The organism is Novosphingobium sp. SG751A (assembly GCF_013149295.1).
GTDB lineage: Bacteria > Pseudomonadota > Alphaproteobacteria > Sphingomonadales > Sphingomonadaceae > Novosphingobium.
The window spans coordinates 278,749-295,194 of the sequence record NZ_JABGCB010000003.1; the positions used below are offsets into that span (position 1 = coordinate 278,749).

Here is a 16,446-nt window from a genome sequence, read left to right on the forward strand (position 1 = left end):
TCGACCCTCAACCCGTCATGGATCTGGCGCAGCCCTCTCCCTCTAAGAGGGGGAGAGCCGCGCCGCCGGTCAGACCGGGAGTTCGCTCACCGCACCGAGACGAGCAGCTTCGCGGCCTTGCCCTCAAGGTCGAGCCGCGCGTCCTGATGCGGTTTATCGCGGGCGAGCGCGGTGATGCCCTGCACGAAGTCGAAAATGGACTCGGGCGGGCGCCCTTCCTCCTCCAACACCCTCGCGATGATCTTCTCGGTCTCTCCGCGCGAGAAGCCGCGCTTGCGCAGGAAGCTCTCGCGGTCCTCGTCCTTGCGGGCGATGATGCATTCGCGCGCCGCCTTGATCCCCGCCATGAACGGAGCCGGCGACGATGATGCGAAATTCTCCAACGCGGGCGCCGCCTCATGCGCGAAGCGATTGGCAGCGAACTTGCTGTGCCGGATGCTGATCTCCTCAAACCCTTCCGCCCCCCAGATATTCCGGTTCATGCAAACCGCCCGAAGATAGAAGGACGCCATCCCGAGTGTTTTCGAGCCGACCTCGCTGTTCCAGGTGTAGAATCCGCGGAAGAAAAGATCGGGATCGCCGTTCGGGAGGCGTCCGGCCTCGATCGGGTGAAGATCGTCGACGAGGAACAGGAAGACGTCGCGATCGCTGGCATAGAGCGTCGTTGTGTCCTGGCTGATGTCAACCACCGGATTGTAGGTCATGGTCGACCAGTCGAGCAGGCCTGGCACTTTCCAGCGCGTGTCGCCAGTTCCGTTGCCCGCGATCTTCATGACCGCAGCGACCAGTTCATGATCCCAGATGCGCCCGTAGTCTGGGCCGGTGACAGCGCGCAGTTCAACCCGGCCATCCTCGGTTTCGAGGGTCTTCATAAGCTCGGCACGGTGGGACAGCAGGCCGTGCTGCATGTTGATGCCCGCCAACGGTGCCGGAAGTTGGCGCAGATAGCCGGCAGGTGCGCCAACCAGGCTGGCAAGCTGGCCGAACGACCAATGGGTTGGGGTAACGGGTTGATCGCGGCCGGGTACGATGAGTGCCAGCCGTTCGGGGTTGTCGCGACTGGCTTCGACCCGGACCTCACGAGTTTCGACGGTGCGAGTAGTCGCGCGCTCCGCGCGGGCCTTCACGGTCGCATGAAGTTCGGTCAGCGAGAGGAAGCGCTCATCGTCGGGACGCGAGAACCATTCGGACGCGACGCGACCGATGCGCTCGCCGCGTGAGATGTCGACCTTATAGCCGGCAGAGGGCGGGCGTGACGCGGGGGTTGGGAATAGAAGTGTAGCCATGGATCATCTCCGCGACGGGCGCCGAGAGCATCTCTCTCAGCCTAAACCCATCACGGTTCTTCAGGCCTTCCTCTTCCTCTGAGCCGGTCGATGGTGCGCCCATCGGGCGCGCCGACAGACCCGAACAACGATGGCGCCCTTGACGAAGCCGGCTGGCATGGCGGCGTGCACGCGGGCCTGTGGGCCTGTGGGCCCGCCGCCGCCGGGCCCTCTGGTCCGAGGCAAGAGCGCAGGCGCGGCCCCGACAAGACGCGCGCGGTTGGGGGCCCCCGCTTGAAGGGGTACGGCCAGACTCAGGCTGGCCGTCAGGGGAAAGCTTTCCCTCACGGTCTTCGTTGGCACCGGCGGAACAGCGCCCCCCGGCCTCCGCGATACAAAACCTTGGTCATTGTATATAAATACAGAGGATTTGTATCGCGCCGCATGGAACCGACGACTCATCGACAAAGGGCCCTGGAGGTTGTCCGTCACCGCGGCATTGCGCGCGGCCGCGACTTTGACGCGGCTGGCGTCACGCGGGCGACCCTGCAAAGGCTGCGCGACGAAGGCGTCCTTCAACAGGTTGGCCGCGGACTCTACAAGCTGGCCGACGCGGACGTCGACAGTGCGACGAGCCTGGCCGAGGCTGTTCGCATCCAGCCTCGCGGAATCATCTGCCTGCTCTCGGGCTGCAATTCCACGAGCTGACCACGCAAACCCCCCATGCGGTGTGGATGATGCTTGGGCAAAAGAAGTGGGCACCGGTCAATTCGTCCGTGGCGCTGAAGATCGTTCGCGCGAGCGGCGAAGCTCTGACGGCGGGTGTAGAGACACACGTCATCGACGGCGTTCCTGTGCCCATCACCGTACCGGCCAAGACCGTCGCCGACTGTTTCAAGCACCGCAACAAGATCGGCATCGATGTCGCGGTCGAGGCCCTGCGCGATTTCATGAAGTCCCGACCCCGGCCGGACCTCAATGCGATCTACCGTTATGCCCAGCTCGATCGGGTCCAATCGGTGATCCGGCCCTATCTCGAGGCCATGACATGAGCCAGCCAGGACCTGTCCGTCGAGCAGATGGGCGTCGGCGAGTTGGACCTCGATGGCCGAGCAGCGATCGTCGAATTGCTCTGAAAGTCCGCCGGTGATTGGCTGATAATAGGATCGCCCGATTTGCTGGGTCACGGGAAAGGTTCTGGGCTGGGCCGACTCCATCATCATCCAGTAATCTTCCAGCGAGTCGTAGAAAGCTCTGATCACTTTCAGCGGGTGATCGGTCGGCAGGATTTCGAAGTCCGCCAAAGTCAGGCTGTCGTGAAAGGCTCCGCTGTACCGATTGAATCCACCGAGACCTCGCGATCCTGGCTCACACAATCCCCACAACCGATTTCTACGAACTTATCAAAAGCCCGACCGCCGCTGTGACCGGCGGTCCTATCGTCGCGATCGGCTATCCCGACTTCAGTCCGGCCGACAAGGTAAATATCCGCGATGGAACGGTCAGCTCGACCACGGTGAAGAGCCTGATCAAGCTCCTCGAGGTGAACTTCAAATTCATCCAGGGCATGTCCGGCGGCCCGGTGATCGACGCCAATTACCAGGTGGTCGGGATCATCCACAAAGGCGGACCGAAAGAGAAACGCGACTTCGCGATCGTTATCGCTGAGTTCGATTCATGGATCGCCGCCGGCCTTCCTTCAGATTATAAATGATGAATGCTAGTCGTCACGAGCATGAGCAATGTAGGTCGGACACCTTCGCAGGAATGGTATGCGACCCGCTTCACTTCGGCCGGTTGAGCGAACGCCAGCTGGCAAGGTCGATCAGTTCGCCCTCATCGGCGCTGAGCCCGGAGATGCTGGCATGTTCAGTCAGAATGACGACGTTGCTTGTCGGCCAGCGCGCATTGGGCACCACGACGGCCTCATATTCGTAGAAGAACGCGACCTCGCCGATTTGCTGCGTGGTTGGATATTCACCACCGCGCTGGACATAAGAAAGCTGCCCGTAACGCTGCATATCGACTCCCAGCGCTGCCAGCCGGCCTTCCCCGGAAAGGTCGAGCACGCGGGTTAGTTCTGCATTGACCTGATGGATGCGCTTTTTCGGTTTGGAGGGCGGAATGGGCTGACCGCGTGCTGCGTGGAACCACGCCTCCGCAAGAGCGCCATCGCGTTCGCTTGATGTGTATAAGGCATCGAAACTGCCGTCGTCCCAACGCCCGCCCGATCGGCCGGCACTTAGCGGATCGCGCCCGTCTGTCACCACGCGCCACAACCGAGCCTTCAGCGAGATCGGCGTTTCGATCTCGATCGCATCCAGCAACACCTGCGGCCGAGGCAGACGATAGTCCTGGCTCAAAGATAGGCCTCTGCATCGAGGCGATCGAGGATCGCAATGACATCGGCCGTGCGGTCGCTGACGATCAGATCAATCGCCCGCTGCCCCTCAAGCTGTGGATGATCCGAATAGAGCCAGATTCGTACCTCCTCGGGAGTATAATATTCATCGAGGCGGCTCACCACGTAATGGAGCCGAGCCAGCAGCAACTGCACGTCCGGCTTAGGCGCGTGTGAGCCGGTCTTCCAGCGGTGAACCGTCGCCGACGATACATCGGCGAAATTGGCAATATCGGTCCCCTTCAGGCCACCGCCATCCTGTAATCTGTCAATGAAACGAGTGACGGCATTCATGAAGTTATGACCTTCCACCCGCGCGTACTCGATCAGCGAGATGCGCCTGTCCGATACGCGGTGCTGAGAGGCCGCGCACGGAATGGAGATTCTCGAGGGTGGCACGGATCTTCTCATTGCGCAGCGATTGTTTGGAGAGCCTAAGCGATAGGCTTTCAGCGGCTTGTTCCTGACTTTGCCCGCGCCGCGGCTTGAGTTCAGCGGCGACGGGCTTCAGTTCCTTGATCTGCCGCGCAAAGCGGTCAGCTTCAGCAACTTCCTTGTCGAGGAAGTGTTGCGTCCGCATCAGGTCCGGCACGTTCCCAAGCGCATTCAACGCCTTGGTCTCCTGAAAGATGGAATGCCGTTTGGAGTGATTAGTCATGTCGGCAAGGCTGCGGCAGCAGTTACGATCCGAACAGACTAGGCGCTGACCGCCTTTGGCATTCACCAACGCGGTCAATTCCGGCACGGTCAGCGAACGGTCGAGAAGCGGAATCGAGACACGCTTGGCAGCACCGCCGCGCCCTTCGTCTTCCTTGTCGCTTTCCTTGGGTAGGCGACTCCAAGGCGTCCCATCGAACCGCAGATGTTCATCAAGCCCGTGCGAAATTCCGCTGGCTACGCCGAATGCGAGCAACGCGCGCCCCACCAAGCCGCCAACATGATCGACAACAACTGGACGCCCCCCCGTCATGAGACGGTCGAGCATGTTGATAAAAGCGCGTAGCTTCGGCGCCTCAACATCTGCGCCGAAGTGCGAGGCGCGTAGCAATAGATTTTCGTAAGGAAGCGCGCCGAGTTGGTGGAGCAGGGCAGACCGGACCGCCTCGTCTCGGAGCGGACGTTCTTCGATTATCAGGTTATAGTCGATCGCAATATGGGTGCCGCCGGACTGATCCAGCGCCTTGCGCAACGCTACACACAGTCGCTTATCGATCGCAAACCACGGATCGAGCAGGCCCTCGCGCAAGAGGTGAGACGGAGAAAGGACGCGATCAAATCCGCGCTCGACAGCGATCTGTGCAATATGCTCTGCCAGCGCCTCACACCGCGCTTCGTCAAACACTTGCGACAGATGCAGGGTGCCATCGGCCCAAGGTGCACCGGATGGATTGCCTTGATAGCGGGTCAGTGCAGCAAGTTCGGCCGCCTTGGTATCGAGCGTAAGCTCGACTCTGTCGTCACGCAGTGTCTTGATGAAATCAACCTGATGCTTAAGCTTTGACGCATCGATGATCGCCCGGCGGACGGGCAGCCTCCCTTCTGCGTAAAGGTTAGCAACCTGACCGTAGTGAGTCTCACCGACCCTCAGGAAGAGTTCAGCGGGCGTAGATACGCTTCGCGGCGACTGGAAGGGAATCACATTTGCCATAACTGGACCTTAGCATATTGTTTTCACGGTTACCATCCCGTGAAAATTATTTGCGATGGTCCAAACGGTATGTAGCTTGGGTGACCAGATGGAAGCTGCCGGTCCTCAAGCGCGCTCCCTACCGAAAGAAATTGGCGCTTAATCGAACGACTGCATTCCAAGGCCATGGCCGGAGGCGCGAACGTCGGACGTTGATAACGGCCACCCTCACCTGCGTACAAAAGCCAGGACGCGCTGGCAGAAGCCAGTCAGTTCCTGACTGTTGATCGCTTCGGTCTGCCAAGCCAGATTCGTGTCGTGGTGAAAGTTATTGCAATAATCCTTGAGGGCACGAAGCTTGTAGATGTCTACTTGAGAAAAAGTCTGGTTGGCGCCGCCGACCCATGGAACACAACGCCCGATAAACGGTCCGATCAGTGCCACCGAGGGGAAAGTCCGCCAGAAAAGCAACGCGCAGATGCGCCTCTGGCATAGGGCGAAGCGCAATTGCGGCGGAACGTTCCTGTGCCGGATCGCCAGTGGCAACGAACCCGGTGACGAGGGTAGCTTCCCAACTTTTAATCCGCAGGCAACCGGACGGGATACGCCGACATTGCGATCACCATACCAAGTCGATAAGGCACTTCGATAGCGGCCGCGACCAGCAGGTCAAGAATGACCGCATTTGCCTCAGTTGGTAGATTAGCGCGAAAGTAGCAATATGCAGAGCCATGAACCAACCCATCCTATTCCTGACTATACGACAAGCCGCCGCGCTTTTCGGGCTACCGTAGGTGAATTGGTGGGCTTGTCGGTAAAGCTCAATGGAACGCCCAGTTGTCATGGGCGAGAGTACTGGTCATCGATCGTCCTAGCCAAACTGGTTTTGACCAGCATGACGCTCGACCGCATAATACCTAAGTCGGCTTCGTCAGGCTCTGGAAACCTGTGGGACCTGGGGTCGATTGCCACGCTGGTGCGCGGATTGGCGGAAAACTATCTACTAATGGTGTGGCTGTGCGTGCAGACTGAAATCGAGGCGTTGTGGAAATATCGCATTACGGCGCTCACGATTGTCGACAATCGCTCCCGTTATCGTATGACGGCAGAGGTCGAAGGGCAGCCCGAACCGGCAGATTTTGTCGCCGCCCAGCAAGGGCCCGCCGACAAGTTATCCGCTATGCCACTATTTCAAGCGCTTGAGCCGCGGCGGCAACGTGAGATCCTCAAAGGCGACAAGCTCCCCTTCATACAGGATGACGTGATCGCCAGCCTTGGAATGGATCAGGCTAGCTTTCGCAGGTTCTATCGCTATCTCAGCGCATTCGTTCACACAGGGACCATTTCGTTTTTTCGCATGGAAGACCATGGGCGGGGAAATGGCGAACATAACGCTTATGAGGAACGGGCAATGATCGCTTTCATGGAGTTCACAGTGCTTGTAATCCGCAATGCTGTTGCTGACATAGAAGGTATCCACGCGCCGCATAGCTGAATGGCCGACAGTGTAGGGCCCATCGCTAACCTGACACGCATTTTACCATGGACGTCGGCGAATGTCGGTGAATCTGCCTCGATCACCCAAGGCCGGACGTTCCAGGCACCCCGACTTTACCGACCTTGAGGGCGTCTTAGGCGTTGACCAAATCAAGCCATTCGTTGTCTGACCCAGCCAAGTGAACGTACGACCGGTGTCGAGAAATCTACTTAAGGTCCCAAACGGCGGCTTTGGCGGCGGATCCCGGCGGCGGGCTGGGCGTCGCTCGAACAGGCAGAATCCGACCAACACACGTCGTTCCAGTTCGATGCCGGGTATGTCGGCTCACGCCAATACCTGTCGTTCCTAGCCCTTCGAGCGGGCAATCGTGACCGCTGACAAATCTGCCGTACGTCGTCCCGATTATCTTCGCCGATAGCTTGCCGGTCATTCACGTCGTCAAGAAGTGGCCTGATCGTCTGGCCGTGGGGGGGCAACGGGTGGCCGGTTGGCTCGCTTGCTGGAGGATTGGTGCCCGCCCTCGGAAGGCTATCACCTGTACAACCCAAGCCGGCGTCAGACCCTGCCAGCGCCACGCGTGATCGTGGCTGCCCTGCGCTATCGTACCTCGACTGTGCCCTGACGGTCAGCTCCGCGTGGCTGAAACCTTGCTCGGCAGCATCAGCGCGACCACCGGCACGGCCAGCACGGTGGTCACGGCGCTGGCGATGAACACGCTGCGCAATCCGGCCAAGCCCGCCAAGGCGCCCAGCGCCGGACTTCCAAGACCCAGGGTGACATCGAGAAAGGCATTGTAGACACCCATTGCCATGCCCTTGCTGTCCTCGGGCGCGCGGCGCACCGCCTCGCGCCCCAGACCGGGGAAGATGAGCGAGAAGCCACCCCCGCACAGCCCGGCCCCGGCGATCGCAACCCATCCCTGTCCGGCCAGCGCGATCATCAGCAGCCCGGCTGTCTGGACGACCATGCAGACCAGTGCGGTCTGCGCGCCCCCCATCCGGTCGGGCAGATCGCCCCACAGGAAGCGCACCAGGATCAGCGCGGCGGCAAAGCCGGTGAAGGCCAGCGCGCCATGGGTCCATCCCGCCTGCGCGAAATAAAGCGTGAGGAAGGAGGTGACAGCGCCAAAGGTGATGCCCGAGAGGGCAAAGGCGATCCCCGGCAGGATCACGGCGCCCAAAACGGCTCGGACGGACCCTTGCGGCCGGGCCTTGGGCACCAGGGCAGGCTCACGCCAGACCAGCGCGGCCGCCATCGCTGGCAAGAGCAGTGCTGATACAGCGATCCCGCTAAATCCGGCATGGCGATAGACGAGATCTCCCACCGGCGAGCCCACGGCCATGGCCGCGAACATCGCCATGCCGACCCAGGCGATGGCCTTGCCCGCCATGTTGGCCGGCAACAACGCCAGCGCCCAGCTGATCCCGCCGGTGATGATGAGGCTTTCCGCCCCGCCCAGCAGGATGCGCCCGATCAGGATCACCGACACCGCCAGCACCGGCTGTTGGGGGAAGAGCAGGGAGAGGAGGTAGCATCCCCCCCCGCCGATGGCCGCGCACAGCCCCACCAGGACCGCATGGCGGCTGCCTCGCGTGTCGGCCAGATGTCCGGCCCACAGGCGCGAGGCCAGCGCGGCCAGAAACTGCCCGCCCGAGACCAGCCCGACGACAAAGGGGCCAAAGCCCAGATCGTCATGCACATGCAGCGGCAAAACCGGCAGCGCCATGCCCACCACCAGATAGCCGACGAAGACGGCGGCCATCACCGGAAAGGCCGGCGCTAGCGGGTGGCGGGCAGGTGCTTGGCTCACGGGCGCAGGATTGCCTTGATCGCGCGCCGCTCATCCATGGCGCGATAGGCTTCGGCCACCTGCGCCAGTGGCAGGTCGAGATCGAACACCAGGCCGGGGTTGATCTGCTTGTCCCAGACCTTGGCGATGAGGTCGGGCAGGAAGCGCCGCACCGGAGCCGGGCCGCCATGCAGATGGACATGGTAGAAGAACAGCTCCTCGCCGCGCAGCTCCACCCCATGCGGCACGCCCACAAAGGAGGTAAAACCGCCCGGCCGTACCACCTTGAGCGCCTGATCCATCGATTGGGCCGTGCCCACGCATTCCAGCACGCTGTCGGCGCCGACGCCCTTGGTGAGGTCTCGGATGCGGGCAATGCCGTCCTGCCCACGCTCCTCGACGATGTCCGTCGCGCCCAGTTGCCGAGCGATAGCCTGCCGGTCGGGATGGCGACTCATGGCGATGATCCGCTCAGCACCCATCAATTTGGCCGAGAGCACGGCGAGCAGCCCCACCGCGCCATCGCCCACCACCACGGCGGTGGCACCGGGCTGGACATTGGCGGCATCGGCGGCGAACCAGCCCGTGCCCATCACATCGGAGACGGCCAGCAGGCTGGGAATGAGGTCGGCGGAGGGGGTTTCAGGCGTGGCGACAAGCGTGCCATCGGCCAGTGGCACGCGCAGCATCGGCGCCTGCGCCCCGCCGACGAACTCTCGGTTCTCGCACGAACTCTGGTAGCCGTGCTGGCAGTGAGGACAGGTGTTGTCCGAAGCGAAGAAGGAGCCGATGACGAACTGGCCGGGGCGGATCGTCTTGACCGCGTTGCCGACTTCCTCGACGATACCGCAATATTCATGGCCCATCGGCATCGGCGCATCGTGGGGCTGGAGGCCGCGATAGGGCCACAGGTCCGATCCGCACACGCAGGCCGCTGTCACGCGGATCACCGCATCGGTGGGGTGCAGAATGGTGGGCTGCGCGACATCCTCGAAGCGGATGTCATTGGGGCCGTAGAGCATGGTGCCCAGCATGGAAGTCTCCTGTCTGGCTGGCGGCATCGATGGAATGCTGCGAGAATGACGAAGAAGGGGTCAGGCGTCGGGCCCGTAGCCGGGTTGTTTGGTCAGGGTTGCCGGCTTGCCCGCAATGTCGGGCGTGTAGACCGTGTCCATCCAGGCATCAGGGGCGATCTCTTCGACCGCCACCGAGACCAGCGCCTCATCCACCCCCAGCACATCGGTCACGTCACGCACAATGAGATCGGTGAGGCATCGCAGTTGCTCGGGGCTCTTGGCTGAAACCATTTTCACTATGACATGGGGCATCAGAGGCCTTTCACTGTCGGTTGCCGCAAAGCGCTTGCGCTGGACTTACAGGCCCAGCGGCGTCAATTCGCGGATGAGGTCGATGAGCAGGCGCAGCGGCACGGGCAGCTGCCTGCGACTGGGGTAATAGATGTGCATGCCCGGGCCCATCGAGGCCCAGTCGTCCAGCACGATCCGCAGTTCGCCGCGCGCCACCAGATCGGCGATGCCTGGCTGCGCGGCGTAGATCAGCGCCGTGCCGTGGCGGGCCATGGCGATGGCGGTCTCGCCATCGTCGATGGTGATCGCGCCCGGCACGGCCAGTTCCAGCGTTTCCGCGCCCCGGTCGAAGTCCCAGCGGTAGATGCGTTCATCACCCAGCTTGATCTGGATGCAACGGTGGGAGAGCAAATCTTCCGGGTGGTTGGGCACGCCGAAGCGTTCGAGATAGGCGGGCGATCCGGCCACCACCCAGCGGATGTCGGCGGACAGCCGCTGGGCGATCATGTCTTCGGGCACAGTGCCACCATAGCGGATGCCAGCATCAAAGCCGCCATCGACGACATCGACCAGACTGTTGGTGACGGCAAGGTCGATCTCGACATCGGGATAACGGTCGAGAAACACCGGCATCACCGGCGCCAGCAGATGCGTCGCCGCCTGATCGAGCACATTGAGCCGGATGCGCCCCGTGGGCGAGGCGCGGAAACGGTTGAGCACATCGACCGCATTGTCGATCCGCGCGAAAGGCTCGGCGATGTTGGCCAGCAATTCCTCGCCCGCCACGGTCAGCGTCACGCTGCGATTGGTGCGGTTGAGCAGGCGCACGCCGAGGCGCTCCTCCAGCCCGCGCATCGCATGGCTGAGCGCCGAGGTGCTGATCCCCAGCTCCAGCCCCGCCAGACGGAAGTTGCGATGGCGCTCGATCGCCAAGAAATAGCCCAGATTGGCGATGTCCGATCGGTTGAACTTCATGGCGCTATCCTGTGGGGCGGGGCACTCACTTTACCCCCAGCCCCTTGGCGTAATCGGCATCGCTGACCTTTTCCAGCCATTCGACATTCTTGCCGTCCACCGCTTCCTGCACGGAAAGCTGCACCAGCCCGGTGGTCGCCGAGGCGCCATGCCAGTGCTTGACGCCCGGCGGGCACCAGACAACATCGCCGGGGCGGATCTCGACGATGGGCTGGCCTTCCTCCTGCGTCCAGCCCACGCCGGACAGGACGATCAGATACTGGCCCTTGGGGTGGCGATGCCAGGCGCTGTGCGCGCCGGGCTGGAAGGTGACCGTACCGGCCGAGGCCGTGCTGGGCGCATGGGGATCGAACACCGGCTGAACGGTGACCTTGCCGGTGAAACGCTCCGCCGGACCTGCCACGGCAGGGCGGGAGCCCGCGCGAAAGACCTCCAAATGGGCGGTCTGCGCCCACGCTGGCGTGGCGACCAGCGCGGCCAAGGCGAGCAGCACCTTCATTGCCCATGCCTCTTGGCAAACACGTCCTTGGCGACGGGCAAGGCCGACATGGCATTGGGCCAACCGGCATAGAAGGCCAGATGGGTGATGACCTCGGCGGCCTGTGTTTCGGTCAGGCCGTTGTCCATCGCGCGGTTGAGGTGGTAGGGGATCTGCGCCGTCTGCCCGGCGGCAATCAGCGCCGCCATGGTGATCAGGCTGCGGTCGCTCGGGGCCAGATCGGGGCGCAGCCACAGGTCCTTGAACAGATAGTCGGTGGTGTAGTCCACTAGCCCGGGCGCCGTTGCTGCAAAGCTGTCACCCGCCAGCTTGGCGCGGGCGGCCTCGGCCTTTTCGTCTATCGGCAGGAGCGATGGCGCGATGGCGGGCAGTTGATCCGCCCCGATGTGGTGCCGGGCGAACACATCGCCCACCGGCGCAATGGCCGCCATCGCATTGGGCCAGCCCACATAATAGGCCAGATGGGTGATTGTCTCGGAAATCTCAGCGGGTTTCACCCCGTTGTCGAGCGCCTTCTCGGTGTAATAGCCCAGCGCAAAACTCTGCCCGCGCGCGACCAGCGCGGCGATGGTGACGAGGCAACGGTCACGGGTGGAGAGGCCGGGGCGCTTCCACACGGTGCCCTCCAGCCGCTCTTGCGCATAGTGGTCGAGCGCGGGGGCGACCGAGCGCACCTGCTCGCGGGTGACGGGGCGCGCTGCGTCCAGCGGGGTCTGGGCGTGAACTTCGGTCATACTGGCACATCCTGCAAGGACGAGAAGGGAGAGACGGCCCAAGGCCCGCGCGCGACGCATCACGCGGCTCAATGCGTGGTGAAGCCGCCGTCGACCGGCAGCGCCACACCCACGACAAAGCTGGCGCCCGGGCTGCACAGCCACAGCACGCTGGCGGCGATTTCCTCAGCCAGACCAAGGCGGCCGATGGGTTGCAGCTTGAGGAACTCGTCCATGGCTTCCTTCTGGGTTTCCAGCATGTCGGCCACCATCGGCGTGTTGATGACGCCGGGGCAGATCGCGTTGATCCGCACCCCGCGCGGGGCATATTCCAGCGCGGCACTCTTGGTCAGACCGATGACGCCGTGCTTGCTGGCATGATAGGCGGCGCGTTCCGGCAAGCCGACTAGGCCACCCAGCGACGAGCAATTGACGATGGCGCCGCTGCCCTGCTGGCGCATGACCTTCAGCTCATGCTTCATGAAGGTCCAGACGCCGCGCAGGTTGACGCCGTTGACGCGGTCGAAATCCTCGGCCGTTTCGTCGGCGGCGTCGGTCGGCGGCACCTGAATGCCCGCGTTGTTGAACGCCATGTCGAGGCGCCCGAAGGCAGCGACTGTCTGCGCAACAGCGGCGGCGGCCTGCGCTTCATCGGACACATCGCAACCGATGCCGATGGCGCGGTGCCCGGCTGCGACAAGTTTCGCGGCCTCGGCCTGTGCTGCCGCCACGTTGCGGTCGACGATCGCCACGGCGGTCCCTGCCTGCGCAAAGGCCTTGGCCGTGGCCAGCCCCATGCCCGAGGCACCGCCGGTCACCAGCGCCACCTGCCCGGTGAAATCATAGGACACGCTCATGCCTGCAACTCCGAGAGATAGTCCTCGTCGCTCACCTTCTCCATCCACACCACATTAACGCCGTCGAGCGCTTCCTGAACGGCGATATGGGTCATGGCGGTGGTGGCGATCGCGCCGTGCCAGTGCTTGTGGCCGGGCGGGCACCAGATGACATCACCGGCGCGGATCTCGACCTTCTGCTCCCCCTCGCACTGGGTCCAGCCACAACCGGCGGTCACGATCAGCGTCTGGCCCAGCGGATGGGTGTGCCAAGCGCTACGCGCGCCCGGCTCGAAGGTGACCGCAGCGCAGGACACGCGCGCCGGGGCGGGCGGAGCGTTGAGCGGATCGATACGGACGGTCCCGGTGAACCAGTCCTCGGGGCCTTTCATCGAAGGCTGGCTACCTGCGCGTTTCAGTTCCATACATTCCTCACAATGGTCCCGATCTCTGGGACGGGAAGGTCAGGGGCAACGGATAGGGCCGCGTGCCCGCCGACGGGGATATGGACATGTACGCTCGAACAGTGCTTTCGGGGCCATGAGAAAGGCCCAACGGCGCGTTGAATAAAATTCAAGAAGGGCTAACGGATCATACCTTGGCGACGGTCCGGGCGAGCTGCGGTGCGGGAGCCCGATGGCGCACGGGTGCCTGACGCGCGACTGGCAGGCCAGCGACACCACACGTTCGCAAAGCGATGCTTTCGCCCAGCAGATATATGACCAGACTGGGCAACATAACAGCGCGGTGGCCGAGGCCGTCGGTAGTTTGGCGGAGAGCAACGCGGCATCGCGTGCTTGCAGGTGGCCCTGGCGTGGCTGTTGACCAAACCCGCCGCCATCACTGCCCTTAGGCGAATGACCGCTTTCGGCATAGTCAGACACTCCGAGCAGCGGCGGCCACTGGCGGAAATGTCCCAGCCCTCGTCATTCATGAGCCGCGCGGCAACGGTGAACGAACGACTGGTTCCGACGCCCCAATCCGGGGCGCTGAGCGTCGGCTCTGTCAGCGGCAATTCCCATAACGACGAACCGGAAGCAGCCGACCAAATTACGCCGCTACCGGTTTCGGCCAGAGCGTCCATTTCTGGGGCGTAACCGGACGATCTCAGTAGGGGCGCCGACCGGCGGGTTTGTCCCAGACCCGGGCATTCGGCAGCGCTGCCGCCAGCGTGAATGTAAGGCCGGTTTCTCCGTCCCGATCACGAGCTCGGAATGTCGCCTTTTGGGGCGCAAGCGCCCGCCACGAGGCCGAGTGGTGGCGATCTGGCCGTCAAAACTGCGCCATGATGCGATAATCACGCAATTCTCGTGATTGCTCCGTGATTACTTTTGCAAAATTCCTTGTTAATTTTTTCCAATAAATTTATTTATAATCAGTTTATTAAATAGATTCATACCTCAAAGTCTGGTATTTCCGTTATCGGCGTAAGGGCTGATTTCCTTCTAAATCGACGTGTTACAGGCCGCCTCAACTCCGCCGAGTTGGGGCGGTTTTTGCATGCTCGGTCTATAAATTTCATAAAACGTGCATAAATGTGTATTTACAAGCGAAATCGTGCATCGCATGGATCGTTCATGGACAACAACCTGCCCCTTGGCCGCCGCGAGGTGATCGCCCGCCGACTCGATGACGGACAGGCGGTGGTGGCCAATGTGCTGGCCGCCGAATTCGATGTTTCCGAGGATGTGATCCGGCGCGACCTGCGCAACCTTGCCGCCGAAGGGCGGTGCCGCAGGGTCTATGGCGGCGCACTGCCGCTATCGGCCCCATCAACCCCGATCAACCAGCGCATTGGCCAGAGCGATGAGCGCAAGCACGCGTTGGCCGCCGCCGCCGTGGGGCTGATCGAACCGGGCGAGATGATCTTTATCGACAGCGGCAGCACCAATCTGGCGCTGGTCCCCTTGCTGCCCGATGGCATCTCGGTGGTGACCAATTCGGTGGTGATCGCCGGGGCGCTTCAGGCGCGCGGCACCATCGCCACCTATATGATCGGCGGCAAGGTGGACGCGCAGGTGGGTGGCTGCGTCGATGCGGGCGCGGTGCAGGCGCTGGGGCAATTCAACATCGACCGGGCTTTTCTGGGCGCCTGCGCCGTATCGGGCGAGGAGGGCATCGCCGCCTTTTACGCCGATGACGCGGCCTTCAAACGCGCCGCCATCGAAGCCAGCCGCCACAGTGTGGTTATGGCGACCAGCGACAAGCTGGAGAGCCGCACCCATTTCCGCATCGCGCCGCTCGACCGGATCACGCATCTGGTGCTCGAACCGGACGCCGCCGTGCTGGCGCCCGCCCTGATGGCGCAAATCGGGCAAAGGGCCATCCTCGCCCGCGCGCCCATCTGATATTCGGAGTTTCCCCCCCGTGTCTGACATGTCTGACAGCCCTGCGGCGCGGTTTGCCACGCGCCTGTCCTTTCTGGTCGCCGGTTTCGGGATCGCCTGCTGGGCGCCGATGGTGCCCTTTGCCAAATTGCGGCTGGGGGTGGATGAAGGGGGGCTGGGGGCGCTGCTGCTCTGCCTTGGCGCGGGGTCGGTGCTGGCGATGCTGGCCACAGGGGCGCTCAGCAGCCGGTTCGGCACGCGCCCGGTCATTCTGTTCAGCGGCTTTGGGCTTTGCGCGGTGCTGCCTTTGCTGGCGGTGTTGCCCACGGTGGCGACGCTCGGGGCGGCGCTGCTGGTGTTTGGGGCTTCGCTGGGGTCGCTGGATGTGGCGATGAACATCCATGCGGTCGAGGTGGAAAAACACGCCGGACGTCCGCTGATGTCGGGCTTCCATGCCTTGTTCAGCATCGGCGGCTTTGCCGGATCGCTGATGATGGCGCTGTTGCTTTCGCTGGGGGGCAGCGCGCTGACCGGGGCCTTGCTGGGGTCCTTGCTGATGGCGCTGGCGCTGATGATGGCCGCGCCGCGCCTGTTGCGCACGCGGGCGGCGGAGGACGGCCCGCATTTCGCGCTGCCGCATGGCATCGTGCTGTTGCTGACCGAGGGCGGGCTGGTCGATGTGAAGCGGGCCGGGTTCGGCTATATGTTCTTTGCCATTGCCATGACGCTGGGGCGGTTGACGGGCGATGTGCTGACGGTGCGGATCGGTGATCGGGCGGCGCTGCTGTGGGGAGGGATCATGGCGGTGGCGGGCTTTGGCGTGCTGACCGGCGCGCCGGTGGCGGCGGTGGCATGGACGGGGTTTGTGCTGATCGGGTTGGGGGCGGCCAATATCGTGCCGGTCCTGTTCCGCCAGGCCGCATCCCAGAACCAGATGCCCGCCGCGCTGGCTATCGCTTCGATTTCCACCACCGGCTATGCTGGCGTGCTGCTGGGGCCGGCGGCGATTGGGCTGGTGGCCAAATATGCCGGTCTTTCCATGTCCTTTGTCATGCTGGCCGGGCTGGTGTGCCTTGTGCCGCTTTGTTCGGGGCTGGTGGCGAGGGGGAGGGCCTCCGCGTAAATCCCCCTAGGCAATGTCCTTGATTCAATAGGGTTATGTCGAAGAGGATTCTACATCAATTTGTGGCACACGCCGCGCTCGGAAAA

At 62.9% G+C, this 16,446-nt stretch carries 19 protein-coding genes; 6 read left to right on the plus strand and 13 right to left on the minus strand.

What is annotated here, in order from left to right:
• Nucleotides 1-86 precede the first annotated feature (86 nt).
• Nucleotides 87-1,286 carry a DUF932 domain-containing protein gene (locus tag FHW96_RS05740; protein WP_172339566.1) on the minus strand — a complete coding sequence of 400 codons (1,200 nt, stop codon included), beginning with the start codon at nt 1,284-1,286 and terminating at the stop codon, nt 87-89.
• Between the two features lie 423 nt (nt 1,287-1,709).
• Here FHW96_RS05740 and FHW96_RS25950 point away from each other — a divergent pair, with 423 nt between their 5' ends.
• The 3 genes from FHW96_RS25950 (at nt 1,710) to FHW96_RS05750 (ending at nt 2,979) form a co-directional block, all read left to right on the plus strand.
• Complete coding sequence (locus tag FHW96_RS25950; protein ID WP_216650787.1) at nt 1,710-1,973, plus strand: type IV toxin-antitoxin system AbiEi family antitoxin domain-containing protein; 264 nt, start codon at nt 1,710-1,712, stop codon at nt 1,971-1,973.
• Nucleotides 1,974-2,041: 68 nt separating this feature from the next.
• Nucleotides 2,042-2,317, plus strand: coding sequence for a hypothetical protein (locus FHW96_RS25955; protein WP_216650788.1), 276 nt, complete (start codon nt 2,042-2,044; stop codon nt 2,315-2,317).
• A gap of 308 nt (nt 2,318-2,625) precedes the next feature.
• A complete protein-coding gene (locus tag FHW96_RS05750) occupies nt 2,626-2,979 on the plus strand; it encodes a serine protease (protein WP_371815649.1) in 354 nt (117 codons plus the stop codon).
• A gap of 70 nt (nt 2,980-3,049) precedes the next feature.
• On the opposite strand, the gene FHW96_RS05755 is transcribed toward FHW96_RS05750, so the two are convergent.
• The 4 genes from FHW96_RS05755 to FHW96_RS05770 all read right to left on the minus strand — a co-directional run bounded on the left by FHW96_RS05755 (nt 3,050) and on the right by FHW96_RS05770 (nt 5,737).
• Nucleotides 3,050-3,628, minus strand: a complete 579-nt coding sequence (locus tag FHW96_RS05755; protein WP_172339567.1) for an RES family NAD+ phosphorylase — start codon at nt 3,626-3,628, stop codon at nt 3,050-3,052.
• Nucleotides 3,625-3,960, minus strand: a complete 336-nt coding sequence (locus tag FHW96_RS05760; RefSeq protein ID WP_172339568.1) for an antitoxin Xre/MbcA/ParS toxin-binding domain-containing protein — start codon at nt 3,958-3,960, stop codon at nt 3,625-3,627. The genes FHW96_RS05755 and FHW96_RS05760 overlap by 4 nt, the downstream gene beginning before the upstream one ends.
• A gap of 4 nt (nt 3,961-3,964) precedes the next feature.
• Entirely contained in the window at nt 3,965-5,314 is a 1,350-nt protein-coding gene (locus tag FHW96_RS05765) for a hypothetical protein (RefSeq protein ID WP_172339569.1), read from the minus strand.
• A gap of 207 nt (nt 5,315-5,521) precedes the next feature.
• Nucleotides 5,522-5,737, minus strand: coding sequence for a hypothetical protein (locus FHW96_RS05770; RefSeq protein WP_172339570.1), 216 nt, complete (start codon nt 5,735-5,737; stop codon nt 5,522-5,524).
• A 277-nt stretch (nt 5,738-6,014) separates the two neighbouring features.
• On the opposite strand from FHW96_RS05770, the gene FHW96_RS05775 reads away from it, so the two are divergent.
• Nucleotides 6,015-6,788: a hypothetical protein gene (locus FHW96_RS05775; RefSeq protein ID WP_172339571.1), complete on the plus strand. Its 774-nt coding sequence runs from the start codon at nt 6,015-6,017 to the stop codon at nt 6,786-6,788.
• 628 nt (nt 6,789-7,416) lie between these two features.
• Here FHW96_RS05775 and FHW96_RS05780 read toward each other — a convergent pair.
• The 8 genes from FHW96_RS05780 to FHW96_RS05815 form a co-directional block, all read right to left on the minus strand.
• Nucleotides 7,417-8,601 (minus strand): arabinose transporter, encoded by a 1,185-nt coding sequence (locus tag FHW96_RS05780; protein ID WP_216650789.1) that lies wholly within the window; start codon nt 8,599-8,601, stop codon nt 7,417-7,419.
• Nucleotides 8,598-9,614: a zinc-dependent alcohol dehydrogenase family protein gene (locus FHW96_RS05785; protein ID WP_172339572.1), complete on the minus strand. Its 1,017-nt coding sequence runs from the start codon at nt 9,612-9,614 to the stop codon at nt 8,598-8,600. The genes FHW96_RS05780 and FHW96_RS05785 overlap by 4 nt, the downstream gene beginning before the upstream one ends.
• 60 nt (nt 9,615-9,674) lie before the next feature.
• A complete protein-coding gene (locus FHW96_RS05790; RefSeq protein WP_172339573.1) occupies nt 9,675-9,908 on the minus strand; it encodes a tautomerase family protein in 234 nt (77 codons plus the stop codon).
• A 45-nt stretch (nt 9,909-9,953) separates the two neighbouring features.
• Nucleotides 9,954-10,862: a LysR family transcriptional regulator gene (locus FHW96_RS05795; RefSeq protein ID WP_172339574.1), complete on the minus strand. Its 909-nt coding sequence runs from the start codon at nt 10,860-10,862 to the stop codon at nt 9,954-9,956.
• Between the two features lie 25 nt (nt 10,863-10,887).
• Nucleotides 10,888-11,361: a cupin domain-containing protein gene (locus FHW96_RS05800; RefSeq protein ID WP_172339575.1), complete on the minus strand. Its 474-nt coding sequence runs from the start codon at nt 11,359-11,361 to the stop codon at nt 10,888-10,890.
• Nucleotides 11,358-12,095: a carboxymuconolactone decarboxylase family protein gene (locus tag FHW96_RS05805; protein WP_216650791.1), complete on the minus strand. Its 738-nt coding sequence runs from the start codon at nt 12,093-12,095 to the stop codon at nt 11,358-11,360. The genes FHW96_RS05800 and FHW96_RS05805 overlap by 4 nt, the downstream gene beginning before the upstream one ends.
• Before the next feature lie 68 nt (nt 12,096-12,163).
• Nucleotides 12,164-12,931, minus strand: a complete 768-nt coding sequence (locus FHW96_RS05810; protein WP_172339577.1) for a glucose 1-dehydrogenase — start codon at nt 12,929-12,931, stop codon at nt 12,164-12,166.
• Nucleotides 12,928-13,335, minus strand: coding sequence for a cupin domain-containing protein (locus FHW96_RS05815; RefSeq protein ID WP_172339578.1), 408 nt, complete (start codon nt 13,333-13,335; stop codon nt 12,928-12,930). The genes FHW96_RS05810 and FHW96_RS05815 overlap by 4 nt, the downstream gene beginning before the upstream one ends.
• A 1,152-nt stretch (nt 13,336-14,487) precedes the next feature.
• On the opposite strand from FHW96_RS05815, the gene FHW96_RS05820 reads away from it, so the two are divergent.
• On the plus strand, nt 14,488-15,258 hold the full coding sequence (locus FHW96_RS05820; RefSeq protein WP_172339579.1) for a DeoR/GlpR family DNA-binding transcription regulator: 771 nt from the start codon (nt 14,488-14,490) through the stop codon (nt 15,256-15,258).
• A gap of 28 nt (nt 15,259-15,286) precedes the next feature.
• Nucleotides 15,287-16,360 carry an MFS transporter gene (locus FHW96_RS05825; RefSeq protein WP_172339580.1) on the plus strand — a complete coding sequence of 358 codons (1,074 nt, stop codon included), beginning with the start codon at nt 15,287-15,289 and terminating at the stop codon, nt 16,358-16,360.
• Nucleotides 16,361-16,446: the final 86 nt, after the last annotated feature.